Source organism: Arthrobacter sp. Br18, assembly GCF_000520555.1.
In the GTDB taxonomy this organism is placed as follows: Bacteria; Actinomycetota; Actinomycetes; order Actinomycetales; family Micrococcaceae; genus Arthrobacter_D.
In genome coordinates, this window is record NZ_KI914852.1 from 28,878 (window position 1) to 54,649 (window position 25,772).

Annotated in this window: 22 protein-coding genes; 10 read left to right on the forward strand and 12 right to left on the reverse strand. The window is 63.4% G+C overall.

Annotation, left to right across the window (positions count from 1 at the left end; translation table 11 throughout):
• Positions 1–2: 2 nt before the first annotated feature.
• The gene (locus tag Y704_RS0105610) at positions 3–1,070 is read right to left on the reverse strand and encodes a spore photoproduct lyase family protein (RefSeq protein WP_026549390.1); all 1,068 of its coding nucleotides are present in this window, start codon (positions 1,068–1,070) and stop codon (positions 3–5) included.
• 145 nt (positions 1,071–1,215) lie between these two features.
• On the opposite strand from Y704_RS0105610, the gene Y704_RS0105615 reads away from it, so the two are divergent.
• Positions 1,216–1,827, forward strand: coding sequence for a class I SAM-dependent methyltransferase (locus Y704_RS0105615; protein ID WP_026549391.1), 612 nt, complete (start codon positions 1,216–1,218; stop codon positions 1,825–1,827).
• A gap of 252 nt (positions 1,828–2,079) precedes the next feature.
• Here Y704_RS0105615 and Y704_RS0105620 read toward each other — a convergent pair whose 3' ends face one another.
• The 3 genes from Y704_RS0105620 to Y704_RS19240 all read right to left on the reverse strand — a co-directional run bounded on the left by Y704_RS0105620 (position 2,080) and on the right by Y704_RS19240 (position 5,596).
• A complete protein-coding gene (locus Y704_RS0105620) occupies positions 2,080–2,724 on the reverse strand; it encodes a uracil-DNA glycosylase family protein (RefSeq protein WP_253904238.1) in 645 nt (214 codons plus the stop codon).
• Between the two features lie 451 nt (positions 2,725–3,175).
• Complete coding sequence (locus tag Y704_RS19235; protein ID WP_035771738.1) at positions 3,176–3,835, reverse strand: peroxiredoxin-like family protein; 660 nt, start codon at positions 3,833–3,835, stop codon at positions 3,176–3,178.
• Positions 3,836–4,306: 471 nt separating this feature from the next.
• Positions 4,307–5,596 (reverse strand): Nramp family divalent metal transporter, encoded by a 1,290-nt coding sequence (locus tag Y704_RS19240; protein WP_051476751.1) that lies wholly within the window; start codon positions 5,594–5,596, stop codon positions 4,307–4,309.
• 204 nt (positions 5,597–5,800) lie between these two features.
• Between Y704_RS19240 and Y704_RS0105640 the strand changes: the two genes are divergently transcribed.
• The 3 genes from Y704_RS0105640 (at position 5,801) to Y704_RS0105650 (ending at position 10,499) form a co-directional block, all read left to right on the forward strand.
• Positions 5,801–7,144: an aminotransferase-like domain-containing protein gene (locus Y704_RS0105640; RefSeq protein ID WP_026549393.1), complete on the forward strand. Its 1,344-nt coding sequence runs from the start codon at positions 5,801–5,803 to the stop codon at positions 7,142–7,144.
• A 128-nt stretch (positions 7,145–7,272) separates the two neighbouring features.
• Entirely contained in the window at positions 7,273–8,646 is a 1,374-nt protein-coding gene (locus Y704_RS0105645) for an aspartate aminotransferase family protein (RefSeq protein WP_026549394.1), read from the forward strand.
• 44 nt (positions 8,647–8,690) lie between these two features.
• Positions 8,691–10,499 carry a gamma-glutamyltransferase family protein gene (locus Y704_RS0105650; protein WP_026549395.1) on the forward strand — a complete coding sequence of 603 codons (1,809 nt, stop codon included), beginning with the start codon at positions 8,691–8,693 and terminating at the stop codon, positions 10,497–10,499.
• Between the two features lie 109 nt (positions 10,500–10,608).
• Here Y704_RS0105650 and Y704_RS19245 read toward each other — a convergent pair whose 3' ends face one another.
• Positions 10,609–11,781 carry a 3-isopropylmalate dehydrogenase gene (locus Y704_RS19245; RefSeq protein ID WP_051476734.1) on the reverse strand — a complete coding sequence of 391 codons (1,173 nt, stop codon included), beginning with the start codon at positions 11,779–11,781 and terminating at the stop codon, positions 10,609–10,611.
• Positions 11,778–12,440 (reverse strand): GntR family transcriptional regulator, encoded by a 663-nt coding sequence (locus Y704_RS0105660; RefSeq protein ID WP_026549396.1) that lies wholly within the window; start codon positions 12,438–12,440, stop codon positions 11,778–11,780. Before Y704_RS0105660 ends, Y704_RS19245 begins: the two co-directional genes overlap by 4 nt.
• A 169-nt stretch (positions 12,441–12,609) precedes the next feature.
• On the opposite strand from Y704_RS0105660, the gene Y704_RS0105665 reads away from it, so the two are divergent.
• The 3 genes from Y704_RS0105665 to Y704_RS19250 are packed head-to-tail and all read left to right on the forward strand — an operon-like array spanning position 12,610 to position 15,666.
• The gene (locus tag Y704_RS0105665) at positions 12,610–14,091 is read left to right on the forward strand and encodes an aldehyde dehydrogenase family protein (protein ID WP_051476735.1); all 1,482 of its coding nucleotides are present in this window, start codon (positions 12,610–12,612) and stop codon (positions 14,089–14,091) included.
• Positions 14,092–14,117: 26 nt separating this feature from the next.
• Positions 14,118–14,891, forward strand: a complete 774-nt coding sequence (locus tag Y704_RS0105670) for an SDR family NAD(P)-dependent oxidoreductase (protein ID WP_026549398.1) — start codon at positions 14,118–14,120, stop codon at positions 14,889–14,891.
• Entirely contained in the window at positions 14,863–15,666 is an 804-nt protein-coding gene (locus tag Y704_RS19250; protein WP_051476736.1) for a FadR/GntR family transcriptional regulator, read from the forward strand. The genes Y704_RS0105670 and Y704_RS19250 overlap by 29 nt, the downstream gene beginning before the upstream one ends.
• Here Y704_RS19250 and Y704_RS0105680 read toward each other — a convergent pair.
• From Y704_RS0105680 to Y704_RS0105700, 5 genes are all read right to left on the reverse strand, one after another.
• Positions 15,655–17,064, reverse strand: coding sequence for an amidase (locus Y704_RS0105680; RefSeq protein WP_026549399.1), 1,410 nt, complete (start codon positions 17,062–17,064; stop codon positions 15,655–15,657). The genes Y704_RS19250 and Y704_RS0105680 overlap by 12 nt on opposite strands.
• A 28-nt stretch (positions 17,065–17,092) precedes the next feature.
• The gene (locus Y704_RS0105685; RefSeq protein ID WP_026549400.1) at positions 17,093–18,901 is read right to left on the reverse strand and encodes a dipeptide ABC transporter ATP-binding protein; all 1,809 of its coding nucleotides are present in this window, start codon (positions 18,899–18,901) and stop codon (positions 17,093–17,095) included.
• 2 nt (positions 18,902–18,903) lie between these two features.
• Positions 18,904–19,698 (reverse strand): ABC transporter permease, encoded by a 795-nt coding sequence (locus Y704_RS0105690; RefSeq protein ID WP_051476752.1) that lies wholly within the window; start codon positions 19,696–19,698, stop codon positions 18,904–18,906.
• A gap of 127 nt (positions 19,699–19,825) precedes the next feature.
• Complete coding sequence (locus tag Y704_RS0105695) at positions 19,826–20,773, reverse strand: ABC transporter permease (protein ID WP_026549402.1); 948 nt, start codon at positions 20,771–20,773, stop codon at positions 19,826–19,828.
• Between the two features lie 40 nt (positions 20,774–20,813).
• Positions 20,814–22,331, reverse strand: a complete 1,518-nt coding sequence (locus tag Y704_RS0105700; protein WP_026549403.1) for an ABC transporter substrate-binding protein — start codon at positions 22,329–22,331, stop codon at positions 20,814–20,816.
• 176 nt (positions 22,332–22,507) lie between these two features.
• On the opposite strand from Y704_RS0105700, the gene Y704_RS19255 reads away from it, so the two are divergent.
• A complete protein-coding gene (locus tag Y704_RS19255; protein WP_035771771.1) occupies positions 22,508–23,269 on the forward strand; it encodes a FadR/GntR family transcriptional regulator in 762 nt (253 codons plus the stop codon).
• Positions 23,270–23,304: 35 nt separating this feature from the next.
• On the opposite strand, the gene Y704_RS0105710 is transcribed toward Y704_RS19255, so the two are convergent.
• Positions 23,305–23,769: an Lrp/AsnC family transcriptional regulator gene (locus Y704_RS0105710; protein WP_026549404.1), complete on the reverse strand. Its 465-nt coding sequence runs from the start codon at positions 23,767–23,769 to the stop codon at positions 23,305–23,307.
• Positions 23,770–24,518: 749 nt separating this feature from the next.
• Here Y704_RS0105710 and Y704_RS0105715 point away from each other — a divergent pair.
• Entirely contained in the window at positions 24,519–24,887 is a 369-nt protein-coding gene (locus Y704_RS0105715) for a DUF898 family protein (RefSeq protein WP_253904239.1), read from the forward strand.
• The coding region (locus Y704_RS22650; protein WP_162149371.1) for a thermonuclease family protein at positions 24,884–25,772 on the forward strand (889 nt) is incomplete at its 3' end. The genes Y704_RS0105715 and Y704_RS22650, both read left to right, overlap by 4 nt.

Sequence of the window (25,772 nt, forward strand, 5' to 3'; positions counted from 1 at the left end):
CCCTAGAAGGCATACCGGATGCGGCAGTATGGGATGGTGTCCCTGGCCAGCGCCAGGAGCGTGTCGAGATACCCGCGCTTCTCATAGGCAATGTACCGCACATTCGTGAACCCGTTACCGGACTGCTTGACCTCCTGCAGGTCCGGACGCCACAGGATTTCCTCGGCCTGCGGGTGCCAGCCGAGATTCACCTCGTGCAGCTGCTGGTTGTGGGTCAGGAAAATCACCTCCGCTGCGAGCTGCGCCTTCGCTGCGGGTGACAGCGCTGCGTCGAGCTGCAGGAACAGCTCCTTCCATTCCTGCAGCCAGCCGGGAGTGACGATCACGGGAGAGAAGTTCACGTGCACCTCGTAGCCGGCCTCGACGAAGTCATCGATCGCGGCGATCCGCTCGCCGACCGGCGAGGTCCGGACGTCGACGGCCCTGGCAAGCTTCTCCGGCATCAGGGAAAAGCGGACCCGCGTCCGCTCCTGCGGATCCCACGTCAGCAGCTCCCGGTTCACGTACTTGGTGGCGAAGGACAGTTTGGCGGTGGGCAGGGTCCGGTACAGCTCCACCAGATCCTGCACGTTGGCGCTGACCAGGGCGTCGACCGAGCAGTCACTGTTTTCCCCGATGTCGTAGACCCAGGCGGAATCGTCGCACTGGTTGGGTTCGAGCTTCATGCCCTGCCGCGCAACGTGGCGTTCGAGGTAGCCGCTGATCTGCTCGATATTCGCGAACACCGTGATGGGATTGCTGTAACCCTTATGGCGGGGCACGTAGCAGTAGGCGCATGCCATGGCGCAGCCGTTCGCCGTCGACGGCGCTATGAAGTCCGCCGACCTCCCGTTCGGCTTCGCGTTCAGGGATTTCTTGACCCCCACCACCAGCGCTTCGGTCTTGATGCGGACCCAGCGCTGGACGTTGGCCTCATCGCCGGCCAGTTCCGGGATGCGCCAGTGGCTGGCCACCTCGACGACGTCGGCCGCGGGCCAGCGCGCGAGGATCTCCTGCCCGCGGGGCAGCGCGGCTGCTGCCAGCTCGATGTAGATGCGGCTGATCTGCAGCAGCTTGTTGGCCTGAAGCATGCGGCCTTTCGGGGTTCGGAGCGTGTTTCCTACCCCTTCAGGCTAACCAGCGCCTCTGACAAAACAGCATGACCGCTCCTGCCTTGTCGTGGCCGAGCGCGACAACCGGATGGGTTCACGCGATTCCAGGCGGTAGCCTTGCTGCGTGCGCAAAGAGACCCTGTGGGAAATCCACGTCCGCGAGAACCCGGGACATTCCGCCCGCTACATCGAACGTTTCGAGGATCTCAGGTCAGCGGGTGCGGACCTCCACGGCGAGGCCCGCCTGGTCGATGCGATGGTGGGTAGGAACAGCCGCATCCTCGACGCGGGGTGCGGCCCCGGCCGGGTCGGCGGCGAACTGGCAAGCAGGGGGCACAACGTCGTCGGGGTGGATCTCGACCGCGAGCTCATCGCCGCAGCGGTTCGGGAGCATCCCGGCGCCGCGTGGCACATGCGGGACCTCGCGCAGCTCGACCTCCTCGATGAGGGCCTCGCCCGGCCGTTCGACGTCGTAGTCAGCGCGGGCAACGTTCTGGCGTTCCTTGCGCCGGGCTCAGCCGGCGAGGTACTCACACGCTTCCGGGAGCACCTGCGGCCCTCCGGCCGTGCGGTGATCGGCTTCGGCAGCGGCCGCGGCTATGCCTGGGACACCTTTTTCGAGGATGCGGCGCGGGCGGATCTGACGGTAGATTCCGTGTTTTCCACCTGGGACCTGAGGCCCTGGACCGAGGACAGCGAATTCCTCGTGGCAGTGCTGTCGCCGGGCGGCCGCTGAGCCTCCCGCCCCAAGCTCCCGTACCCGCCTGCGCGGAGCTGTCTGCGGCACCGCCTGCGCCGCGCTGTCCACGGCACCGGCCTGCACCTCATTGAGGAAACCATGGCGGGATGCAGCAGGACATCACCCTTGATCACGAGGCCGTGCTCGATGTCTGATCGGTGGTCCCTGAATTCCCACCCGCCGACAACCGGGCACGCGGTGCTGCAACCGCAGGTGCCTGCGGCTGCAGCATTCCCGGGTGCGGGACGCCTAGATGGTCTGGCGGGACCGGATACCGGCTCTGCCCATTGCGTCACGGTAGGCGGCGTGGATCTCGCCGAGCCAGATCTCCTGGTTGGCGGGCGTGCCCTTGAAGGCGCGCTCCCCCATGGACCGGACCTCGTAGATCTTGAAACCCCGCTTCTGGATGGCGCGGTTCTCGAGCTTCATCAGGCGGCGTGCTGCCTTGTGGGCATCGGCGCCATGGGCGACAAGCGCGGAAGCCCGCGGCACCTGCTGCAGGAAGCTGAGCAGGGGCTTGACGCCGTCGGCAATCTGGTCCATCGAGAGGGCGCGTTCCTTGCCCTCGGGGAGGTACCAGGGATAGGCGTTCCACGGCATGACCTGCTCGGGAAGGATGCCCACAACGTCATAGATACTTGCAGCGCGGATGGAGCCGGGGTCATCGTTTTCGAACGAAACGAAGCCCGAGGGCAATTCTGCTCCCGGGCTTGAGAAGAGACTGACGATCTTGCAGGTGTCCACATCGTGGGCTGGATCAATGTAGGGTACACCGAAGTCCGGCTTCATTTCGGATAGGGTGTCGCACAGCCGGTTCACGTCTTCGATGTTCGGGTCGTAGCGCCGTTCCCACTGCTGGGCCTGATATGAAGGGTCCGCCATACGTTGTACCAATTCAGCCTCCTTGCGGGCATTACCTGGAGTGGTCAAAACTAGTCCGCTTGATTCAAGCTTACGCCGATCGTGGCGCTCACCCCGCGTGTCCCCTTTCGCGCGCGTTGCTGGTGCCAATAGGTGGCCGGTGAACAGCGGTCCCACCCGTAGCACGACGTCGGCGTGTCGCCGGGGACGCGCCGACGTCCTGCTCCTCCGATCGAGTGCGCAGCACTAACGGCTTTTCGGCCCGACACCGGTAACTGCTGTGCAATCGATCGGCGGTGTGCATGCGGATCGGGCCCGGCCAGATGGGAGGCCCAGCCCTCCCCTATCCCTGTACCCCATCGAGTGCGCAGAAATAACCCCCAACCGGCCCTGAACCGGTAACTGCTGTGCACTCGATGGAGGGTTGACACCCCGAGCGGGTTCCAGTCCCCGACGACGGCGACCGGGCAGCAGCGCACGGACCTCAGCCGCGCGAGGACAGCGCTTCCACGATGTCGGCTACCTCGGTCCGGGTGGTGTAGTCGACGTGGACGTCGACGAAGCGCACCACACCCGAGGCATCCACGATGAGCACGGTGGGGAAGGGGATGGCCGCAGTTGAGTCGGCATCGCTGTCGGCGACGTCGAATCCGAGTTCCGTATGCGCTGCGCGTGCCTGGGCACTGGGAGCCGTGACAATGCCCAGCTGCTGTGCCAGCAGGTTTCCTTCATCTGAGAGGACCGCGAACTGCAGTTCCCCGCCGTCCACCGCCGCGGCTGATCGGTCGGCAGTCTGGGGGCTGATGGCGATCAGGGTGTCACCGCGCTGCTGGAGCAGTGGAAGCAATTCCTGCTGGTAGGTCCTCAGCGTGATGTTGCAGTACGGGCACCAGGCGCCACGGTAGAACACGAGGACGGTGGAGCCAGTGCCGAGGAATTCGAACAGGGTGACCGCTGTCCCGTCGGCTCCGGTCAGTTTTGCGTCGGGAAGCTTGTCACCAACCGAAACTGCTTCTCCAGGGGTCCCTACCTGGCTCAGTTCAGCCTGCTCGCGGTTGAAGACCCCGGAGAGGCTTGGCCCGATCTTCCGTGTGAAGTCTGCGTTGAACGTTCCAACCTGGGTTGCGATGCTGCTCGTAGCCACTTCAGTAGTCCCTTGTTCGAGGTTCAGGTGATCGTGCTCCGTTTCAGGCTAGAAGGCCGCACCGTCACGGACGATTCGGCAGTAATGAGCGGACACAAAACGGGGAACCGTCGGAAGGTCAGCAGGCACCGAGCCCATGGACGTGTCGCCGGGATACGGCCACGGAAACTCAGGATCCCTGGCCGCCATCGATGTGCAGGACATCCCGTCCCAGTGGGGTAGCGCCAGAGGAAGTGATATTGACCCTCGAACCGCCGAAGCTTTCTCGGCGAATGACGCGGGTACGCTTCGCACACATGTCCGTCGGAGTGTGGCCGAGGCGGGTATCCCCGCATCCCTCCTTGCCTCCATCACCACGCGCTCCTGCTCGATCCGGGGACCGTCTGCATCACGAAAATTTGCTGCGGGCGGCGTCCCTCATGCCGGAGGCGCGGGGAAGACTGACGACTGTTTTCACCTCCTCAGAAAGCGTTAGCCGACAATCGTCGAATAGAGCTCGGACCCGCCCAGATATACGAACAGCAGGACAATCAGGACCAGGAGCGTGTTATTGATTTTTCCACTTCGGTACTCAGGGTCGACCCGCTTGGAATTCAGCAGGTAGAGGAGCCCGATAGAGAGCAGGGGCATGAAAATCGCACCCATAATCCCGTAGGCGAGGACGATTGCCAGCGGCCTCTCGATCAGCAGGAGCAACATCGGCGGGAAGGTCATCCAGGCAAGATAGATCCGGAAGTAGGGATCCTGTTCTGTGATCGACTGATGGGAGCTTGTTTCTTTTCGTTTTGCGTCCCGAATGATTCGGACGAAGTCGGCGAAGAGGAAGGAAACACCGTGCCACGGCCCAAGAATCGAGGTGAATATCGCCGCCCAGATACCAATCAGGAGGGCCCAGCGCGCGGTCGAACCAAACCTGTCGCCGTAGCTGTCCGCAAGCCCCACGAGACCTTCGTTGCCCGCGATGGTAATGCCGGAGCCGAAGAGGAGTTCGGCAGCGATAATCAGGACGGAGACCGCGAAAATGGACGTGATGATGTAGGCGGAGGTGATGTCGAACCGCATCATCGGTATCCACTGCTTGCCTATCCAGCCTTTGGCGTGGATCCAGTAGGAATAGCAGGTCAGGGTGATGGTTCCGCCCACACCGCCGATCACTCCGAGAATGCGCAGGAAAGAGCCTTCGGGAACCGACGGCGCGAGACTGTAATCGACGGTCCCAAGATTCGCGAGGATCACGACGGCTGAGCCAACGACCGTGACGAACATCAGCGCCACGAAAATGGTCATTGCTTTTTCGAGGACCGCGTAGCGGCCGAACCAGACGAGGAAAAACCCGGCGAGCGCTGACAGGATCGCCCATAACCAGAATGGTGGGCCGGGGAACATCGCGGTCAGTATCAGCGCGGATACTGCCGGGAGCGCTGCACCGTAGATCAATCCGAAAACGACGACATAGATGCCGAAGTATCCGGTGGCCACCCACCCGAGCGAGTGCCATCCCTCTAGGAACGTCTTTCCTGTTGCCAGATACCAGCGCCCGATGCCCTCGGACAGAATGAGCTTGATCGCGGCGCCGCCAATGATCGCCCACATCAGGGCCCAGCCGAATTCGGCTCCGGCGAGGGCGGACATGATGAAGTCGCCGGCACCGACGCCTGTTGCGGCCACGATGAGGCCGGGGCCGATGAATTTCAGCTTTCTTGCAAAGGTGGTCGGTGGCTGTTCTGAGCCCCTAGGCGTTTCGTCGAGATCGTTACTCAAGGCTTTCACTTTCTTTCAACCGTTGCATGGTGGACCCCGAATTCCGGAGTTTCGTTCAGCGGTGAGCAGTTGCGGGTCAATGCACCTCCGTCGTCGGCGGGCCGGAACATGCAACATCCTCTACGCAATATTGTGAGGTCGATCACGGACAACGATAGGTGACGTCGAACACCATCACAATAGGTGCTTTGTTACAGTACTAAGGTGACTGAATCGATGATCGAACTTGGTTGGGCGCCGGATGAACCGACGGCCCGCGGCGTGGCACACGCAGTCAGCCGGGCCATTCGTGATGGCCTCCTGCAGCCGGGAACGAAGCTGCCCTCCATTCGCGCCGTCGCAACCCGACTGCAGTTGTCGCCGACCACCATCAGCGCCGCCTGGTCCTTGCTCGCCCGGTCCGGAGCTATTCACACGGACGGGCGGCGCGGCACGAGGATCGCTGACATGGGCCTTGGATCCACCCGCTACAGCCAAACCCTGAATCGCCAGAGCCTCTTCCCCCTGGACCTCTCCACCGGTGTACCCGACCGCGACCTCCTGCCGGATCTTGGGCAAGTGCTGAAAAATCTGACGAGCGCTGTCACCCCCGGCAGCTACCTTGATCCACCGGTGGTACCGGAGCTGATCGAGGTATTGCGGCAGGACTGGCCTTATGACGCCGAGACCTTTGCAATTGTCGACGGCGCAATGGATGCCCTTGAATTAGCCACCCGTGCGTTGGTCAGGTTCGGAGACCGCGTTATCGTGGAACACCCGACGTTTCCCCTGCTGCTCGACCTGCTTGAAGCTGCAGGAGCAGAGATCGTAGGGGTACCCATGGATGACCAGGGCATGCTCCCCACCGACCTGGAGCAAGCTCTTGCCACCTCTGCTGCGGCCGTGATCCTTCAACCGCGAGCACAGAATCCGACGGGAATTTCCCTGACGTCTCCACGCGCCGAGCACCTGTCCAGGATCATTGGTGCTGCGGACGTCACCGTTCTCGAGGATGACTCTGCTGGCTATGTTGCCTGGACGCCGGCGATCAGCCTGGGGCAGTGGCTGCCGGAGCGGACGCTGCATGTGCGGAGTTTCTCCAAATCGCATGGCCCGGACCTGCGGCTCGCGGCCATGAGCGGACCTGCGACCATCATCAACGAGATCATCTCCAGGCGCCAGCTTGGCCAGGGTTGGACAAGCCGACTCCTGCAACGGATCCTGCTCGGCTTGCTCACCGAGAAACCTGCCGTCGAACACATCGATCATGCCCGCCATGAGTATCGGCGCCGCCGCGAGGCAGTCGTCACCGCCCTGGCCACACACGGCGTGCAGGTCAGGGGAACGGATGGCATCAATATCTGGATCCCGGTTGCCGACGAGTCGGCCGCAATGGTGCGACTCGCGAGTCAAGGGATCGGAGTTGCCCCTGGTGCCCCATTCGCCGTACTCCCCCTGCAGCAGGGCCACATCCGGGTCACCATCGGGGCTGTTTCCGAATCGGTCTCCGAACTAGCGGAGTTGATAGCCCAGGCGGCACTCGCCGGGAGTTGGGCCGGCGGCCGGTGAATTTTTTGTACTGTAACATTTTACCTGTTGTCAGGGGTTAACGCCCGACGTAGTGTTGCAGGGTCAGCTCTCACCGACTGATCGACGCAATCGATCTGGTCGATCCAGCCACACCCAGAGGATCCCACTTGCAGACAACTACCGCGGTAACCCGAACGGACGCTGAGAACGGCGCGGAGATCCGGCGCAAGGACAGGGCACACGTTTTTCACTCCTGGTCGGCCCAGGCGCAGATCGACCCACTACCCATTGCCGGAGCGCTCGGTTCCTACTTCTGGGACTTCGACGGAAACCGTTATCTCGATTTCTCGTCGCAGTTGGTCAACGTGAATATCGGGCACCAGCACCCCAAACTGATTTCAGCGATCCAGGAGCAGGCAGGCAAACTCGCCACTATCGCGCCGATTTTCGCCAACGATGCCAGATCTGAAGCAGCGCGGTTGATCTCAGCGCTGGCTCCCGGCGATCTCAACAAGGTCTTCTTCACGAACGGCGGTGCGGAAGCAAATGAGAATGCTGTCCGGATGGCACGCCTTCACACCGGCAGGTCCAAGGTGCTCGCCGCATACCGCAGCTATCACGGGTCCACCGCTGGCGCAATCGCCCTCACCGGCGATCCGCGGCGGTGGCCTTCGGAGCCCACTATGACCGGCGTCGTCCGCTATTGGGGTCCCTACTCCTACCGGTCCGCTTTCCACTCAGCCGACGACGGCGAGGAGTGCGAGCGAGCGCTGACGCACCTGAGGGACATCATCGCCGTCGAAGGACCGCACACCATAGCCGCCATCATTCTCGAGCCGGTCGTCGGCACGAATGGCATTCTCGTCCCACCGGAAAACTATCTTCCCGGGGTTCGGGCGCTCTGTGACGAATTCGGCATTGTGCTCATCGCTGACGAAGTGATGTCGGGTTTCGGCCGTTGCGGCGAGTGGTTTGCCGTCGACCACTGGGAAGTGACGCCGGATCTGATCACCTTCGCCAAGGGATCGAACTCCGGCTACGTTCCGCTGGGCGGCGTCATCATTTCGGAGCGGATTGCGCGAACCTTCGATGAGCTCCCCTATCCGGGCGGTCTTACCTACTCGGGGCACCCTTTGGCATGCGCTTCGGCAGTAGCCTCGATCAACATCTTCCACGAGGAAGGAATTGTCGAAAATGCCCGCGCTTTGGGACAGGACGTCATCGGGCCACAATTGAGGGCCCTGGCGGAACGCCACCCGAGTGTGGGAGAAGTTCGCGGTCTGGGCGTGTTCTGGGCGCTCGAACTTGTCGTCGACCGAAAAACCCGGCAGCCCCTGGTGCCGTTCAATGCCGCCGGAGCCGCTGCAGCACCCATGGTCGAGTTCGCTAAGGCCTGCAAGAGCCGCGGTCTGTGGCCGTTCACGCACTTCAACCGCACGCACGTTGTTCCGCCCTGCACCACAACGGCCGGGGAAGTCCTCGAGGGAATCGATATTCTCGACGAAGCACTCACGGTCGCCGACAAGTACTACACCGGCTGAACCGGCGACGCTGCCGTCGTATCCCCAACAAGGAAGGCTTTTCGATGAGCTTTACTACCCGGCCGGAACTCGCCGGCACCTTCGGCATGGTTTCATCGACCCACTGGATTCCGTCCCAGGTCGGAATGGGAATTCTGGAGCGCGGTGGGAACGCTTTCGACGCCGCCGTCGCAGCTGGTTTCACCCTGCAGGTCGTTGAACCGCACCAGAACGGCCCGGGCGGGGATCTTCCGCTGATCTTTGCGCGCGCTGATGACAAAAAGTCGATGGTGTTGTGCGCCCAGGGTCCAGCTCCCTCCGCCGCAACGCAGGAGGCCTTCGCCGATCTGGGCCTGGACATGATTCCCGGCACCGGCCTGCTGGCCGCGGCCATTCCCGGAGCCACCCTGGGATGGCTGACTTTCCTGCGGGACCACGGAACGGTCAGTCTGGGCGACGCCTTGAGCATGGCCGAGAGCTACGCGGAGAATGGTTTTCCCGCTGCCCCGAAGGTCGTCGAATACATTCGCCGTGTGGAATTGCTGTTTCGTGAGCACTGGAAGTCGTCGGCGGACGTCTACCTGCCGTGCGGCAAGGTGCCCGAGCCGGGCCAGGTGCTCTTCAATAGGGCATTGGCCAGGACCTATCGTCGGCTGATGGATGCCGAGAAGCAGGTCCTCGCCGACGGCGGAACACGCACGGCAGGCATCGACGCCGCCATCCAAGCGTGGACGGAAGGATTCGTGGCGGAAGCGATCGAGGACTTCGTTGGCATCCCGTGTCGGGACTCATCGGGCCAGGACCACGCCGGGCTGCTGAGCCGCGACGATCTCGGGTCCTGGCGCCCGCACTACGAGGAGCCGCAAAGCCTGACGTTCAAGGGGCACACCGTCTGCAAGGCGGGTTTCTGGAGCCAGGGGCCGGTGTTCCTGCAGCAGCTGGCCCTGCTCGATGGGCTCGACGTCGAACCTGGCACCGCGGACGGCATCCACAAGATCCTCGAGGCTACAAAATTGGCGTTCGCCGACCGGGACGCCTGGTACGGCGATGTCAGCGACGTGCCAGGCTCCACTCTCCTGTCCGCCGACTACGCCGCACAACGTCGGCAGCTCATCGAAGACACCGCCTCGCTCGAGATCCGGCCGGGCAGCCCGGACGGCCGGACTCCCGTCCTCCCGAATCTAGAGGTGAAGCCAGGTTTCGATGCAGCTGGGCTCACCGGAGTCGGTGAGCCGAACGCCGTCGCCGCACTGCTGGACTCCGGTCCGGAGCCCACCGGCGAGGCACGCACCGACACCGTCCATGTCGACGTCGTGGACCGCTGGGGCAACATGGTCTCCGCGATGCCCAGCGGCGGCTGGCTGCACTCGTCGCCGATCATCCCTGAACTCGGTTTCCCCCTGGGCACCCGCCTGCAGATGGCGTGGCTGGAGGATGAGCTGCCCAACACCCTCGCGCCGGGCAAACGCCCCCGGACCACGCTCTCCCCCACCCTCGTCATGAGAGGGAACGAACCGGTGCTAGCATTCGGGTCACCTGGTGGAGACCAGCAGGACCAATGGCAGCTTCACTTCTTCCTCAACTTGATTCTGGGCGGCATGAATCTGCAGGAGGCTATCGATGCGCCGGCGTTCAACAGCACCCATTATCCGAGCTCTTTCTACCCCCACGAGCATCAGCTCGGGGTGGTCCTCATCGAGCAGCGGGTGGGGGACGACGTCCTGGCCGGGCTGAGAGCCCGCGGCCACCGGGTAGGGGTCGCCGGGGACTGGGAGATCGGACGACTGTGCGCGGTCTCCCGCGAACCCGACACCGGCATGCTCCACGCGGGCGCAAATCCTCGCGGCATGCAGGGGTATGCGGTCGGGAGGTGAGAGCGTTTGCGCCCCTTCCGACAGTCGTGGATGGGCCGGGTGACTAGGAGGTCGGGAGCCCCTGGTGCCCGTTCACACCAAAGGCCTGGGCCCACCCGCCTCAGCAAGGTTACGGACCGCCCTCTGAAACGGCGGTCCGCCGGCTTGTTCCGCGCGGCGTCGAAGATGCCATCTCCGCGAGATCCTCGATGACGGACTGACCCGGAATACGGGCGAAGGATCCGCCTTTCCTGACTGCCGCGGCGATGGCATGGCCCACCTCGGCAGTGCTCATGCCCATTGCAGCACCGGACAGGGCAGGCAGCGATGCCAGTAGATCCACGGTTGCCGCTTCGATGGCAAGGGCCGCATCCCGTTCGCCCAGGTGCGCCAGGCACATCGCGGTGGACAATACCGTGCCGGTCGGGTTCGCCCATCCTTTGCCCGCTATGTCCGGAGCAGACCCGTGGATGGCTTCGAACATGCTGGGAGCTGTCCCGTCGATATTGAGGTTGGCGCTGGCAGCGACGCCGAGACCACCTTGGATCACGGCGCCCAGATCCGTGATGATGTCACCGAACAGATTGTCCGTGACCACCACGTCGAAGCGCTCGGGCGTCAGTGGCAGATGGAAGCACATCGCGTCGACGTGGACGTAGTCGACGTCGACGGCCGGATAACGGGATGCAAGATCATGCACCGTGTCCTGCCAGAGGGTTCCGGCTTCGATGAGGATGTTCTTCTTGTGGACAAGTGTCAGCCTTCCCCGCCTCCGCTCTGCCAACCGAAAGGAATAGTCGACGACCCGTTCCACGCCGGCACGGGTATTGATCGATTCCTGCACGGCTACGGCATGGGGCGTGCCGGCGTGGACAGTGGAGCCACGGCCCACGTAAGCACCCTCCGTGTTTTCGCGGAGGATCACCAGATCACAGCGTTCTGATGTCAGCCCTACTATCGGCGTTGCCACGCCGGGGTAGAGTTTCACCGGCCGGAGGTTGACTGCCTGCCGAAAGGCCTGACGCATCGCCAGGATGAAACCCCGCTCCAGAACTCCCGGCTCCACTGCTGGGTCACCCATCGCACCGAAGAGTATCGCGTCGTGGGTGCGCAGGTTCTCCTCAAGCTCCGCCGTCCACAGCTCGCCTGTGCGGAGGTAGTGCTGGGCGCCAGCTGGGGTGCGCTGCAGATCGGCAGAGAATCCATAGGTGGATCCCGCAGCGGCGAGCACTTCCAGTGCTGCCTCGACCACCTCGGGACCGATACCATCCCCAGCGATGACGGCTATGCGATGTGTGTTCATGCTGCAACTCCCCTGCTTCTCGATAATCTCAACAGATCGCTCTGTAGGTGGCGGAGTGACGCTTGTTCTGCTCGCCCCGGGTCTGAATCGCGGATCGCGTCCACGATGGCGGCGTGCTCGCGCAGAGCCGCACGAGCGGCGTCCGTCGTCATCAGGCCGGCGCCACCCAGAAGCTGCTCTCCCAGGCGAACCACGCTCAGTTGGCGTCGAATTCTGCTGTTGCCCGACGCATCCAGCAACAGGGTATGGAAATGTAGCCCCAACCGGTGGAAGCGCTCGGATTGTCCGCTCTCCTGCGCCCGATGCTGATCCGCAACTACCTGATGAAGGTCTGACAGAATTCCTGGGGTTACCCGCGAACAGGCGAGCCGCACTGACATTCCTTCCAGCGCTTCACGCAGTTCGAAGATCTCCCTCATCTCTCCGATGCCGGGAGAGAATACCGTCGCGACTCCCCCTGCACTGGCGATGACCAGACCCTCCTGCTCCAGAATGCGGAGTCCCTCCCTCAAGGGTGTCCTGCTGATACCGAGTTCAGAGGAAAGCAGGGCCTGAGGAAGCCGCACGCCGGGCGGATAGTATCCGGTGAAAATCCTTTCGCGGATAAGCTCGGCGGTCTGGTCCACGAGGGATACACTGCTGCGCCATTCCGTCGGCATCAATTCCTTCCCTCACGTTTGACTCCGACCACGGGATCCCTTCACCTCGACCCAATGATGACTGTTCTCCGAGCCCTCGAAAAAGTCAATGTCATGGCAGGAGTAGGGATCACACCATTGACCGCGTACTACGAGCGAAGCTAGTGTGAAGCGTTACTGGTCTGACCATATGAATCCGTTGATTGCAGGAGTATCCACCGACGTGACCCCCTACCGAAATCGCTACCCGGACGGCCTACCCGTTGGCAACCTCTGGGTTGATTGCACCGAGATGGCGCCTGTGGTGTTCCCCTTCGATGGCTCGGTCATCGCACAGTCTCCTGTAGGCCACGTGGATCATGCCCTGACGGCCCTGAGCGCTTCAGAGGATATCAAGGGGGAAGTCGCAGCCCTTTCCGCCGGCAGGAAACGAGCGGTGCTCTTGGCCGTACGTGATGCCCTCGCAGAGCGGCAGGCCGCATTCGAGGAACTGCTGGTGCTGGAAACCGGTAAACCGTTGGTCGACTGCCGCACCGAAGTAGCGAGAACGCTCACCACCTGGGCTGCCGCTGCGGAGGCGGTAGCGCACACCCATGGTGAAACCGTGCCACTGGACCTCCAGCCTGCGGGCGAGGGGATGATCGGCTACTGGACCCGCAGGCCGGCCGGAATAGTCATCGCGATCGCGGGATTCAACTACCCACTCCTTCTGGCCAGCCATAAGATCGCTCCCGCCATTGCCGCCGGTTGCCCTGTCATTGTGAAGCCCGCACCGAATACCCCGTTGGCAACGCTGTGGGCGGTTCACCTGATCCGCACTGTTCTCGCTGCACACGGCATCTCCGAGTCCGCCGTTCAGTTGGTGACCGGAGGAGTGGATGTCGGTGAGGCCCTCGTGGCCGATCCTCGTGCCACGGTCGTTTCCTTCACCGGCTCGGCAGCAGTTGGCCACCGTATCGCCAAAGCTGCCGCACCACGCAAGGTGGTTCTCGAGTTGGGGTCGAACACAGGCTTGATAGTCGCAGCCGATGCGGTCGTGTCGGAAGCTGTCGACGCCGTTGTCCGCGGCGGCTTCTATGCCAATGGCCAGGCCTGCATCTCGGTGCAGCGGGTGATCCTGGTCGAGTCTATTGCGGATGAGTTTCAGCATGGGCTCCTGGAGCGCCTAAACGAAGTTGTTTCGGGGGATCCGCGGGAAGAGTCCACCCGGTTGGCTCCTGTCATCAACACCGGATCCGCGCAAAGGATCACGGGATGGATCGACGATGCGGTTCACCGAGGTGCGCGGGTGCTGGCCGGCGGCTCGGCTCGGGGTGCTGCCATGGACCCAACGGTCTTGACGGACGTCCCGCAGGACGCCGATCTCTGGTGCGAAGAGATCTTCGGCCCGGTGGTCTGCCTGCACCGGGTGCGGGACGTCGGTGCGGCAATCCAGCTGGTGAACCGTTCAAGGTACGGCCTGCAGGCCGCCATCTACACCAAGTCGCTCGAGTCGGCGTTCGCGGCGGTCAACGAGTTGGATGTCGGCGGCGTGGTGGTCAACGAGATTCCGGGGTTTCGATCCGACATCATGCCCTACGGCGGGGTGAAGGATTCCGGTATCGGCAGGGAGGGTCCCCGTTACGCGATCGAGGAATTCACCGTCACCCGCATGGCCATGATTCGGCCATGACAAACGCAACCGAAAGAAGGCCAGACATGGACTATTCAAAGCTCTTTCACTTCTCCGGCAAGCGGGTTCTCGTGATCGGCGCCGGCAGCGGCATCGGACGCGAATCAGCCCGCGCGTTGGCAGCGCATGGCGCGACTGTCATCTGCGCCGACAGCGACGAAGCGAAGGCCGAAGCGACGGCGGCACTGATCGGCGGCACCGCGGCCGCGAAGGTTCTCGACGTATTGGACCATGCAGCGATCCGCGCAGCCGCAGATGAGTTCAGTGACATCTCCGCACTTGTCTTCACCGCTGCCACGAATGTGCGCAAGCGCATAGTCGACTACACCATGGAGGAGTTCGACCGGGTCATGAACCTGAATCTCCGGTCTTCCTTTGCCCTGATTCAGGCGTTCGCCCCAAAAATGGCAGATAGAGGCGGCGGCAGCATCATCGGGTTCTCCTCCATCCGGGCAGTCACCGTCGAACCCGGGCAAGGAGTCTATGCGGCGACCAAGGCAGGCCTGGTGCAGCTTGCACGCACCGCTGCAGCCGAATTCGGCCCGAAGAACGTGCGTGTCAATATGATCGCCCCCGGAATCGTGGAAACGCCACTCACGGCCCAGATTCGGAACAATCAGGACTGGTACAACGCCTATGCCCAGAAGAGCGCGCTCGGCCGCTGGTCCACGCCGGAGGAATTGGCTGGTGCCGTTGTCTACCTTGCCTCGGACGCCTCTACCTTCGTCACGGGCTCAGTACTGATGGTCGACGGAGGCTGGACTGCTGTGGATGGCCGTTTCGATCCGCCGAACTCCTGAACCGGTGGAGGGAAAACGGGAGCAAACGCGCCGCGCCTTCGAAAGCGTGGTTGACCACGTGGAGCAGTCGGTCCTGGAGGGCAAGCTCAAAGCCGGGGACCGACTTCCGAGCGAACGTGAGCTGGTCAACCGTTTCGCGGTCAGCAGGTCTTCGGTACGTGAGGCGATGCGCGTCCTGGAAAGCAACGGGGTGCTATCCACACGGCCCGGCGATCCCCGCGGTGCGGTCATACTCGCTCCGACCCCCGACCCTTTGCGCAGGCTGATGACCAGGTTGGCTGTTTCCTCGAGGAGCAGCCTTGCAGACCTGCTGATATACCGCATGACCCTGGAGTCGGCTGCCAGCTCGCTCGCTGCCACCAGGAGGTCCGCCGGGGACCTCCTGGAGTTGGAGAAGGCCATGGCACGGATGACGCAGTGCCTGGAACTGGGATTCGAGGAGTTCAGCCGGGCGGACCTGGACTTCCACGATGTGGTGGCGCGAATCAGCGGGAACCCCATGATCCAGATCTCGGGCGAGGCGGTACGGGAATCCATCGAGGGACTCATCAGGGGCTACCTGCGCGAGCATGGCGCGGACAGGGGCCTGATGCGCCGTACTCTTCACCACCACAGAGAAGCTTTCGAAGCCATCCGAAACCGGGACGCCCATCTGGCGGAACATCTAGCCCGCAGCAGCATCTTCGAGTATTACGGGCACCTCTTGGGTGATGCGGACCGGCGAGCAATCGCGGCCCTGGCATCCTTCGGAACGCCCGTTGGTTCAGTCCAGTGACGTCCAATCCGGGACCGCCGACTGGGGGCGGACGGTTTCGTACCACGCCGCGGCCCGTAGCACCAGGGCGTCAGCACCCACTCTCCCTGCCAGCTGCACACCGATCGGCTTTCCCTCGACGTTGAACCCGCAGTTCACCGTTGCGGCGGGTTGTCCCGACATGTTGTACGGCACGGTGAAACCGATGTGCCCCATGGTCTGATCTGGATCATTGACCGGCATCGGTTCCTCCGCCCGGAAGGCAACCATCGGCGCCACGGGAGAGAGAACGACGTCGTAGGCCGCAGTAGCGGCGATAGTTGCCCGCTGGATTTCGTCGATGCAGTGGAGATTGCGGATTGTCTCCGCCCCGCTGAAAGCTGCTGCACGGCTGCACCATCGCACAATGTAGGGCAGCACTTTTTCCTGGTGATCGACCGGCAGTGCCTGGTAGTCGGCCCAGGAGCGGGTTCGCCAGAAGTTGTCGAGTCCGTCCAGCAGATCCTGGTTGATGAACGGGCCTATCCTCGTGACCTGGGCACCAGCCTCCTGAAAAAGCATCGCAACTGCCTCTACGGCCGCTAGGACCTCCGGGTCGACCTGGGCTCCGGTTCCGGCCTCGGTCTGCAGGGCCACGCGGAGTGATCCTGCATCACAGCTGAGGTTGCTCCAGTCCTGCGCCGGATAGGGACGCGTGCTGTAGTCGCGGATGTCAGGTTGGCTGAGTATGCTCATGAACAACGCCGAGTCCGCAATGCTTCTGGTCAGGGGCCCCGCAGCGCGCCCCCTGTAGGGCGCATCCAGCGGCACCAGCCCGGCGCTCGGCTTGAGGCTTGCAAGTCCCTGCCACCCGGCCGGCAGACGGATGGAACCTCCGATGTCGGTACCGACATGTAGTGGCCCGTAGCCTGCCGCGGCGGCCGAGCCGGCTCCCGCACTGGAACCGCCGGTAGTCCAATCCGGGTTCCATGCACTGCGGGACACCCCATGGAGGCTTGAGACGCCGGAAGACAGCATTCCCCAGTCCGGCATGGTGGTCGAACCCAGAATTACTGCCCCGCTCTCCAGGATGCGGTTGGTGATCGGGGCATTTGCGGCGGCGATCCTCGGATGGGGTAACGCGGTGCCGGAGGGCATCGGTACGCCGGCCCGTGCGATGTTCTCCTTGACCGTCACCGGCACGCCGTCCAGGATGCTGCGCTGGGTACCGTCCCGCCAGCGCCGCCAGCTTGCCACGGCATCAGCCCGAGCAGCCTTCGGGTCGAAGAGATAGAGGGCGTTCAGCACCGGCTCCCGCCCTTCGATACGTGCGATCACAGCCTCGACCACGTCCACCGGCGATAGCCCTCCGGAAGCGTACGCAACGCCGAGTTCATGTGCGCTGAGCCCGTGAAGTTCCTTCGATGGCGTGACTGACATGAGTGGTGTGCCTTTCAAGTGGGGCGAATCAGTGGGCGGCGGCGGCAGCGCGTGCCGCCAGCTCGGATCGCAGGGACATGGAGGAACTGACCAGCGTGCGGGTGTACTCGTGCTGGGGGTTCTCGTAGATCTGGGCGGTGCTACCCGCTTCCACAATCTCGCCCTGGTTCATCACCACGACGTTGTCACAGATCCTGCGCACCACACCCAGGTCATGGGAAACGAAAATCAGAGTGAGCTGATATTTGTCCACCAGGTCCGCCAGCAGGTTCAACACCTGCGCCCGGACGGACACATCAAGCGCGCTCACCGGCTCATCCGCGACCAGCACCCGCGGCTCGCAGACCAGCGCACGGGCGATGGAGATGCGCTGCCGCTGACCTCCGGAGAACTGGTGCGGGAAGCGGTCCGCAGCATCCGCGGGAAGTCCGACTGCGGCCAGCATCTCCGCTACGAGCTTCCGCTGCCGTGTGCTGTTCACCTTCTGCCCGGGGGCACGCAGCGGTTCGGCGATGATGTCCTGCACCCTCATCCGCGGGTTCAGCGATCCCATCGGATCCTGAAAGACGATCTGCAGTTGCTGCCTGAGCTGCGTAAGGTCGCGTTCCTTGGCACCGGCCACCTCATTGCCCACTACACGAACACTTCCAGCCGTCGGCTGGTCCAGCCCGGCGAGGATGCGCAGGAGGGTGGATTTCCCGGATCCGGACTCGCCCACGACGCCGAATCGTTGCCCCGGCATCACGTCAAAGGAAATGCCCCGCAGCGCCCGTACCTCAGTCGGCGTGCCGAACAAGGACGTCCGGCCGCGCTGATAGGTGCGCGTGAGGCCCTTGACGCTGATCACGGGTTCGACGCCGGGGATCGGCCTGGCCACCGAAACTGCCTCGACCGGCACGGCAGGGGCACAATCCATCAGCTGCGATCCCGCGCCCTGCCGCCCGGCATGGTCCCCATCCAAAATGGGTGGCACGTAAGCGGAGGCGGAAGCCACAGTGAACAGGCGTCCGTTGCTGTCGCTGGCGTCGAGGTCGGAGGCAGCCAGCAATCCTCGGGTGTAGGGGTGCTGCGGACGGGAGAAGACATCCTCCGTAGTCCCTTCCTCCACAACCACGCCATCGTTCATGACCAGGACCCGGTCGCAGACGTTCGCCACAACGGCGAGGTCGTGGGTGATGAAAAAAAGGCCGGTGCCACGCTGCTGCACTGCTTCCAGCACCAGATCCAGAACCTGGCGCTGGACTGTCACATCCAGGGCAGTCGTCGGTTCATCACACAACAGCAGGGCGGGGTCGTTGGCCAAAGCCATCGCCAACATGACCCGCTGCCGCTGTCCACCGGACAGCTGGTGCGGGTAGGCGCGTGCCGCCTCCGCAGGGTCAGGGAGCCGGACGCTGGCCAGCATCTCGACGGCTCTCGCCCTGGACGCGGACCTCCCGGCGACCGTTTTGTGCTTGAGCATGATCTCCGCCACCTGCGGTCCCACCTTCATGAGCGGATTCAGCGCGGTCAGCGGCTCCTGGAAAACCATGGTCATGTCATTGCCGCGGATCTTGCGCATTTGTCTATCGGTCGACGTCACCAGATCGGCCTCCCGGCCGGCCAACCGTATGGAGCCGGTGGCGGAAACACCTTCGGGAAGAAGTCCCATCAGAGCCGTGGCGGTCATCGATTTTCCGGAACCGGATTCACCGATCAGACCCACACGTTCACTGCGGTTCATGGCGAGGTTGAAGCGCTCTACGAGCGGCCGGTGCGGGGTCGCGACGGTGAGGTCATCGACCTGCAGAAGCGGCCCGCTGACCGGACTCTCAAACGCGCGCTCGGGGACACCCATGATCAGCGCTCTCCGTTCAGCTTCGGATCGAAGCGGTCGCGCAATCCGTCACCCAGCAGGTTGAAACCCAGCACGGCAATGGCGATGGCAACACCTGGCCAGACAGCGAGCATGGGATATGTGTCCAGGAACTGTTGGGACTCCTGCAGCATCCGGCCCCAGGACGGCGTCGGTGGGGGTGTCCCAAGCCCCAGGAAGGACAGCGCTGCCTCTGCCAGCACGGCGATCGCGAAGGACACCGAGCACTGGACCACGACGATTCCTGCGATGTTGGGCAGGACGTGGCGGACCGCGATCCGGAAGGCATTCTGGCTCGCGGCTCTCGCCGCCAGCACATACTCCGTGCTCATGACCTGGAGAGTTCCGCTGCGGGCAACCCGGGCGAATCCTGGAATGGTACCGATTCCAATGGCAACCATCGCAGTTGTGGTGCTGGCACCGAAGACAGCGCCGAACATGATGGCAACCAGCAGCGCAGGGAAGGCCAGCAGGATGTCTGCAGCACGCATGCTGACTTCCTCAGTGAACCCGCCGCGCATTCCGGCGAGGATCCCCAGCGGCGTGCCGATCAGCAACGCGATGCCCACGGCGATCAACCCCACCAGCAGGGTGATGCGCGCACCGTACAGGATGCCCGAGAAGACATCGCGTCCGTACCGGTCGGTGCCCATCAGGTGCCCCGGGCTGGAGTTCTGCAGCCGATCTGCTGGAAATGCCTGCACCGGATCATACGGCGTCCAGAAGAAGGACACGAGCGCTGACAGCACGACGACGGCAACCAGCGCGCCGCCAATCATCAGTGTGACCGAGGGCTTTCCCCGACGTCGTCCAGCGGTCGCCGGTGTGACCTCCAGGGGTGGAGCCTCCGGAACCAGCCCCGACGCGGGTTGGGTCACGCGCTCAGGTTGACTGTGGTCGGTCATGCTAGGCCTTCTTCCTGATACGCGGATCCAGCACGGTATAGAGGACATCCACCACGAGATTGATGATCAGGGTGATGGAGACGAGCACCATCACCACGGACTGGACAGTGAGCAGGTCACGATTCCCCACCGCGTCCAGCAGCATCGATCCGAGCCCTGGGATCACGAAAACCCGCTCAATCACGACGGCACCGATAATCAGTGCCGCGAGCTGGACGCTGGTGACGGTCAACACCGGAATCGCGGCATTTCGCAGCCCGTGGCGCGCCAGGGCTTCCATTCTGCCCAACCCCTTGGCCCGGGCTGTTCGCAGGTAGTCCTCGCTCATCACCTCGAGGACAGCCGAGCGGACATAGCGGGTCAGAATAGCTCCCTGGACAGAAGCGAGGGCCACCACCGGCAGGATCACCCGTCGGATGAAATCGCCGGGGTCCTCGCCGGGTGGCGTCCAGCCGTTCGCGGGCAACCAGCCGAGTCCCACCGCGAACACCACCACCAACAGGATTCCCGCCAGGAAGTTGGGAAGAGCCACCCCCACCTGGCTCAGTCCGCTGATGAGGATGCCGCTGGGGTTCCGGTGCCGGACGGCGGCGAACGTGCCGAACGGGATCGCGATCAGCAGTGCCACGATCATGGCGAGCACCACCAGGATCAGGCTTACCTGGACCCGATCGGCCACGAGCGGGCTGATGTCCTGGCGCGTGACGTACGAGGTGCCGAAGTCACCGATTGGGAGGCCGGCCACCCAATCGAAGTACTGCACGATGAGCGGCCGGTCGGTGCCGAACTCCCTGCGGGTCGCTTCGAGCAGCTCCGGTGTGGCGTTGACGCCCAACGCGACCTGCGCCGGATCGCCGGGAATCGCTCGCATCACGAGGAATACGAGCACGGTGGCCACAACATAGGTGACGATGAACCTGATGACGTTGACCAGCAACCGGATTGCCACGTATGAACCTGCCTCTAGGTGTGCCTGCTGATTCTCGTGGCTACTTCCAGCCGATGGACGTCAGGTCCAGCGCCTCAGTGACGGAGTTCGCGGGAATGTTGTCGACTCCGGCCTTCGCCACCACGATGTTGGGGAACAGGAATAGGACATTCGCCGCGGCGTCGTCGGTTACCGTGCGGACCGTTTCCTGCATTCCCTCGATGTAGCCTGCTTCGTCAGCGGCGTCCGCCTCGGCTGCAAGGCCCTGGATCTTGGAATTGTCGTAGCCCAGGTAGTAGTCGGGGTTATTGAACATTGCGAGGAAATCGCGGCTTTCAACTGCAAGCACAACGGACATCTGGTAGTTCTGCTGCGTGAAGACGGTGTCCAGCCAGACTGCCGGGAACTCCGCCGACTCGATGGTGGCGTTGATGCCCACCTCGGCCAGCTGCGAAACCACGATTTCAGACACGGCAGTGGCGTAGGGACGGGTAGGAACGGTGAAGGTGATGTCCAGGTTCTCCATCCCCGCCTCCGCGAGGAGGGCGCGGGCAGCATCCGGGTCGTAGGGGTATACGTCGTTGAGGTCTTCATAGTAAGGATCGGTGGGAGGGACGGCGGCACCGACCATGGTCCCGTAGCCGCTCCACGCGGTGTCGATGACGGCCTGGCGGTCGATCGCGTGCATGACCGCCTTCCGAACCCTCACGTCGTCGAATGGTGCCATCTCATTGTTCATGGACAGCACGATCTCGCCGTTCGAGGTTCCATCGAGAACCTGGAACGCATCGTCGCTCTCGAAGGAGGACAGCAATTCGGGTGCCTGCGTGTTGTACACGACGTCCACGTCGCCGGAGCGTAAGGCATTCGTGGTGGCTATGGCGTCAGCGAAGTACCGCAGCGTTGCGGTCTCCACCTGCGGAGCCTCGCCCCAGTAGTCCTCACGAGCGGCCAGATCGATGGATTCGCCACGGTTCCAGGCCTCGATCGAGAACGGTCCGGTACCGATCGCCGTGTTGGCGAGGTCATCGACACCGCTGGGATCGAACATGGCACCCACCAGGGTGGCCATATCGAAAAGCCATGCATTGCTCGGTTGCGTCAGAACGACTTCCACTTCGGTGTCGCTAAGGACGTTGACTGAATCCACGACGTTCATCTTCGCCTTCAGACTGGAGGCCCACGCGTCCGACTGCACACGCTCGATGCTGAACTTGACGTCCTCCGCCGTGAAAGCCTCGCCGTTCGAGAACGTCGCGCCCTCCTGGAGTGCAAAGGTATAGGTGGTTCTGTCGTCGCTGACCTCCCAGGACTCTGCCAGCAATGGCTCGATCTCACCCTCCTGATCCAACTTGACCAGTCCCTCGTAGACGTTGGTCATCAGTGCTTGCGGGATTGCCGCGCCGGCAGTCGTGGTGAAGTCGAGGTTGGTCGGCTCGCCCGTCAAGGCGACCGTGATGGAGCTGGTGTCCGCCTCCGCCGTTTCCGTTGACGTGGATCCTGCAGAACAGGCTGAAAGGGCGAACGTTCCCGCCGTGAACAGAACTGCAGCACGAACCGTGCTTTTCAAGCGGCGCATAGGGTCTCCATCAGTTGGCAACGGCGCACTCCGTCGGTGTGATCCATCTAACAACATAAACCTATCCGATTTCTACCGGGTGAACTGGCCAGACCAGTGAACTTCCCCAGCGCTTTTCGACTCCCCCGCGCTAGGCTTGCTCTCAAAGCCCCTGATCCGCAACAAAGAGGTGTCGCATGAACAAAGTGAGCTTCAGCCGCGCTGTTCCCGTTCTGACCTACGAGCGCGTTGTCGAACAGATAGAGCAGGCAATTGTGTCCGGAGAAATCACACCCGGCCAACACCTGCCGAGCGAGCGCGAACTGATGGTGCAATTCTCCGTCAGCCGCCCTACGGTCCGCGAGGCGCTGCGCGTACTCCAAAGCCTTGGACTCATCGCTTCCAAACCGGGGAGCCGCAGCGGTCCCGAGGTGTTGTCGATGTCCTCGGAACCTTTGGGCCGGTCCTTCGCCACCATGGCCAGGATCGCGTCGCTCTCCCTGACGGAGCTCGTGCAGTTCCGCATAGTCCTCGAAAGCTCGGCCTGCCAGCTTGCAGCGGCGCTTCGAAATGGGGAGCAGCTCGAAAAGATGCAGAACGCCGTTGAACGGATGGAGGCTGAGGTCACTAACGGCTCCGATAGCTTCAATCGCGCGGACCTCGATTTCCACGCCTCCATCTGGGAAGCCAGCCATAACGATCTGCTGAAGGTCTGCGGGCAAGCGGTCTCAGGTTCCATCCTGAACCTGATGAACGAGCGGATGGAACGTTCCGCGGACACCGCCGGTGCCATGCGGGAATCCCTGGAGCGGGACCGTGCCATCTACAGCGCTATCGCATCCGGTGACAGTGTTGCCGCCGGAGACGCGGCCCGGAGCGCCATCTCCCGATACTTCGCAGAATACCTCGACGAGGACGGCGTCAGGGGGCTGCGGGCGCTCGCTCCTGAACTGGCATAGGGCACACCCGTCCCTTCCGGTACCCCTGGTGGCCATCATTCCTCGGTCGCGAGAAGCCCCGTTGTCCGGTAGGGAATGACCTCGCGCAGATACATACTCGTCGAGGTGCGAAGAATACCCGGGCACAACCGGATGACCTCGCTGACGCGGTACAGATCGTCGGGACTCCTGGCCACCACACGACACAGGAGATCGGTGTCCCCTGCAGGTGCGTGGCATTCGAGCACCTCCGGGATACTACGCAGCGCCTCAATCGCCTCATTCAGCTTGGACTGGTCCAGCTCGGCCGACACGGACGCCAGAACAGCCCGTCCAAGGGCCGCGGGCACGATCCGGGTGCTATTCGGGCGGAGCGAACCGCTGGCCAGCATCCGCTCCAGTCGTGCCTGAACTGTTCCGCGGGCCAATCCCAGCTTCTGTGCCAACGCCATCACTGGGGCTCGCGGATCATCGTCCAGTGCAAGGAGGATCCGCCGGTCGATTGCGTCAAGTTCCCGCACGTTGACTACTTCCTGCCGGCGAACCCGTCGGCAATTGATCAGATTGACTTACCAAGAGCGTACCCGTTGCTCGGTCTGCCTTCATCCTGTCTACTGGGAGCGGAAGCCGTGATCGCCACAAGCGCAAACGGCAGGCACCGCAGGGCAGCCACAAGCTCATCTGACGGAACGACACTCACAGGTGTCCGCCGATACTGGATCATCGAGCCCCTCACCTGCCTGCAGTCGCACACCGGTGAGGGGCATCCATCCCTTTCGTGTTCCTGCTTCACTGCCATGATTCAGAGCCGGGCCGAGCCAGGCTCCGCCGTCCGCCGCTGCGCCGCATCCTCGCGGTGCCGAGCCGAGCCCCACGGACTGCGTCTCCGCCTACCGCCGCCGAGCCTCACCTCCCGCGTCACCGCCCGCCGCCGCGCCTACGGCCGCGTCTGCGCGTATCCCATCTGCTCAATGACCAGCCGGGTGGCGGCCGACTACTTGTCGAGCGGACAGCCGTTTCTAACGAACAGGCGTGTGATTGAGGAGCGCAGCTTCGCCCTGATGTCGTCGCGTACTCGATATTCAGGGAAGCCCTTTATTGTCCTCCCCTGAGGGAACGCCGAGGAGTCGCGGATTCCCCTGTCCTCGCGACGCAACTGACGCCGCATCATCACGCTGTATGCTCAATCTGCTGCGCGGCTGCTCCGGTCTCACCTTTCGCCGATGGATCAGGCCGCCGGCACCACACTCGACTTTCTCTGGGGGAGACTGTGTCCACTGTTCAGGCGTACTCCGCCGCCCAACCACCATTTCCGCTGACCGGATTCCCTTCCGACCAGCCGATCTACCAGTTCCGGGGTGGCGCAGCGACCTGGTTCGGCACGCAACTCCTCGGCGTTCTCGTCACGGTCTTCACGCTCGGCATCTGCGCGCCTTTCGCCGTCGTGCTGGTTCAGCGCTGGCACGCGAAGCACACCACGCTCATGGGGCGGCCCCTGAAGTTCGTCGGCTCCGCCCGGGGGATCTTCGGGCGCTGGCTCGTCTGGCTGCTGCTCTCCATTCTTACGCTCGGCATCTACACCTTCTGGGTGTACCCGCGCATGACGCAGTGGATCGTCGAGAACACGGTGCTCGCATGAGCAGGCACCAGGTGCTGCGGCGCGTCGCACTCCTCGTGACCGCCGCGCTCGTAGCCCCGCTGGCGGGCTGCACCGAAGCACCCGACGGCGAGATCGGCACCGTGGTCCGCGTCATCGACGGCGATACCCTCGTCATCAACTTCGATTGCGTGGACCAGCGGGTCCGCCTGCTGAACGTCGACACGCCGGAGACGAAGCACCCGGACAAGCCCGTCGAGTGCCTCGGTCCGGAGGCGACAACCTTCCTTGAGAACCTCACACCCGCAGGGACGAGGGTGGGATTGGATTTCGACGTCGAACGCACCGACCGGTTCGACCGCGTCCTCGCCGCCGTGTTCCTCGAGGACAGGACTCTCGTCAACGCCGAAGTGGCACGCAGCGGGCTCGGCGTCCCGGTGGTGTTCGAACCGAACCGGAAGTATTTCGACGAGGTCCAGGCGGCCTACACGGAAGCCTCCGATCAGCAGGTCGGCCTTCTCGATCCTGCCGCCGAATGTACGCTTCCCGTCCAGGCTGCGCAGGCGGTGACCGGCCTCGCCGAGGCCACCGAAGCCGCCGCGACGGTGTCGACAGCCGGCGGAAGTGTGGCTGCGCTTGCTTCGGCAGCGGCAGGTGTCGCCGTTGCACTTGGCACAGCCAAAGCCCTTCGCGAAGCGATTTCGGCCGGAAGGAACACCGTGCTCGGCATGGCCCTGACAGCGGCTGTCGCGGACAGGCTCTTGGTGAACCTGTCGTCCGCGATCAGCTCGGGGGAAAAATCCCTTGCGTCGACCCAACAGGTAGTCGCCGACCGCGAGTCGGCCGAGAAAGCCGTGACCGATGCCGCTGCCGCTGCCGCTGATGCACGGGCAATGACCGAGGCTGCAGCCGAAGCAGAGGCGACGG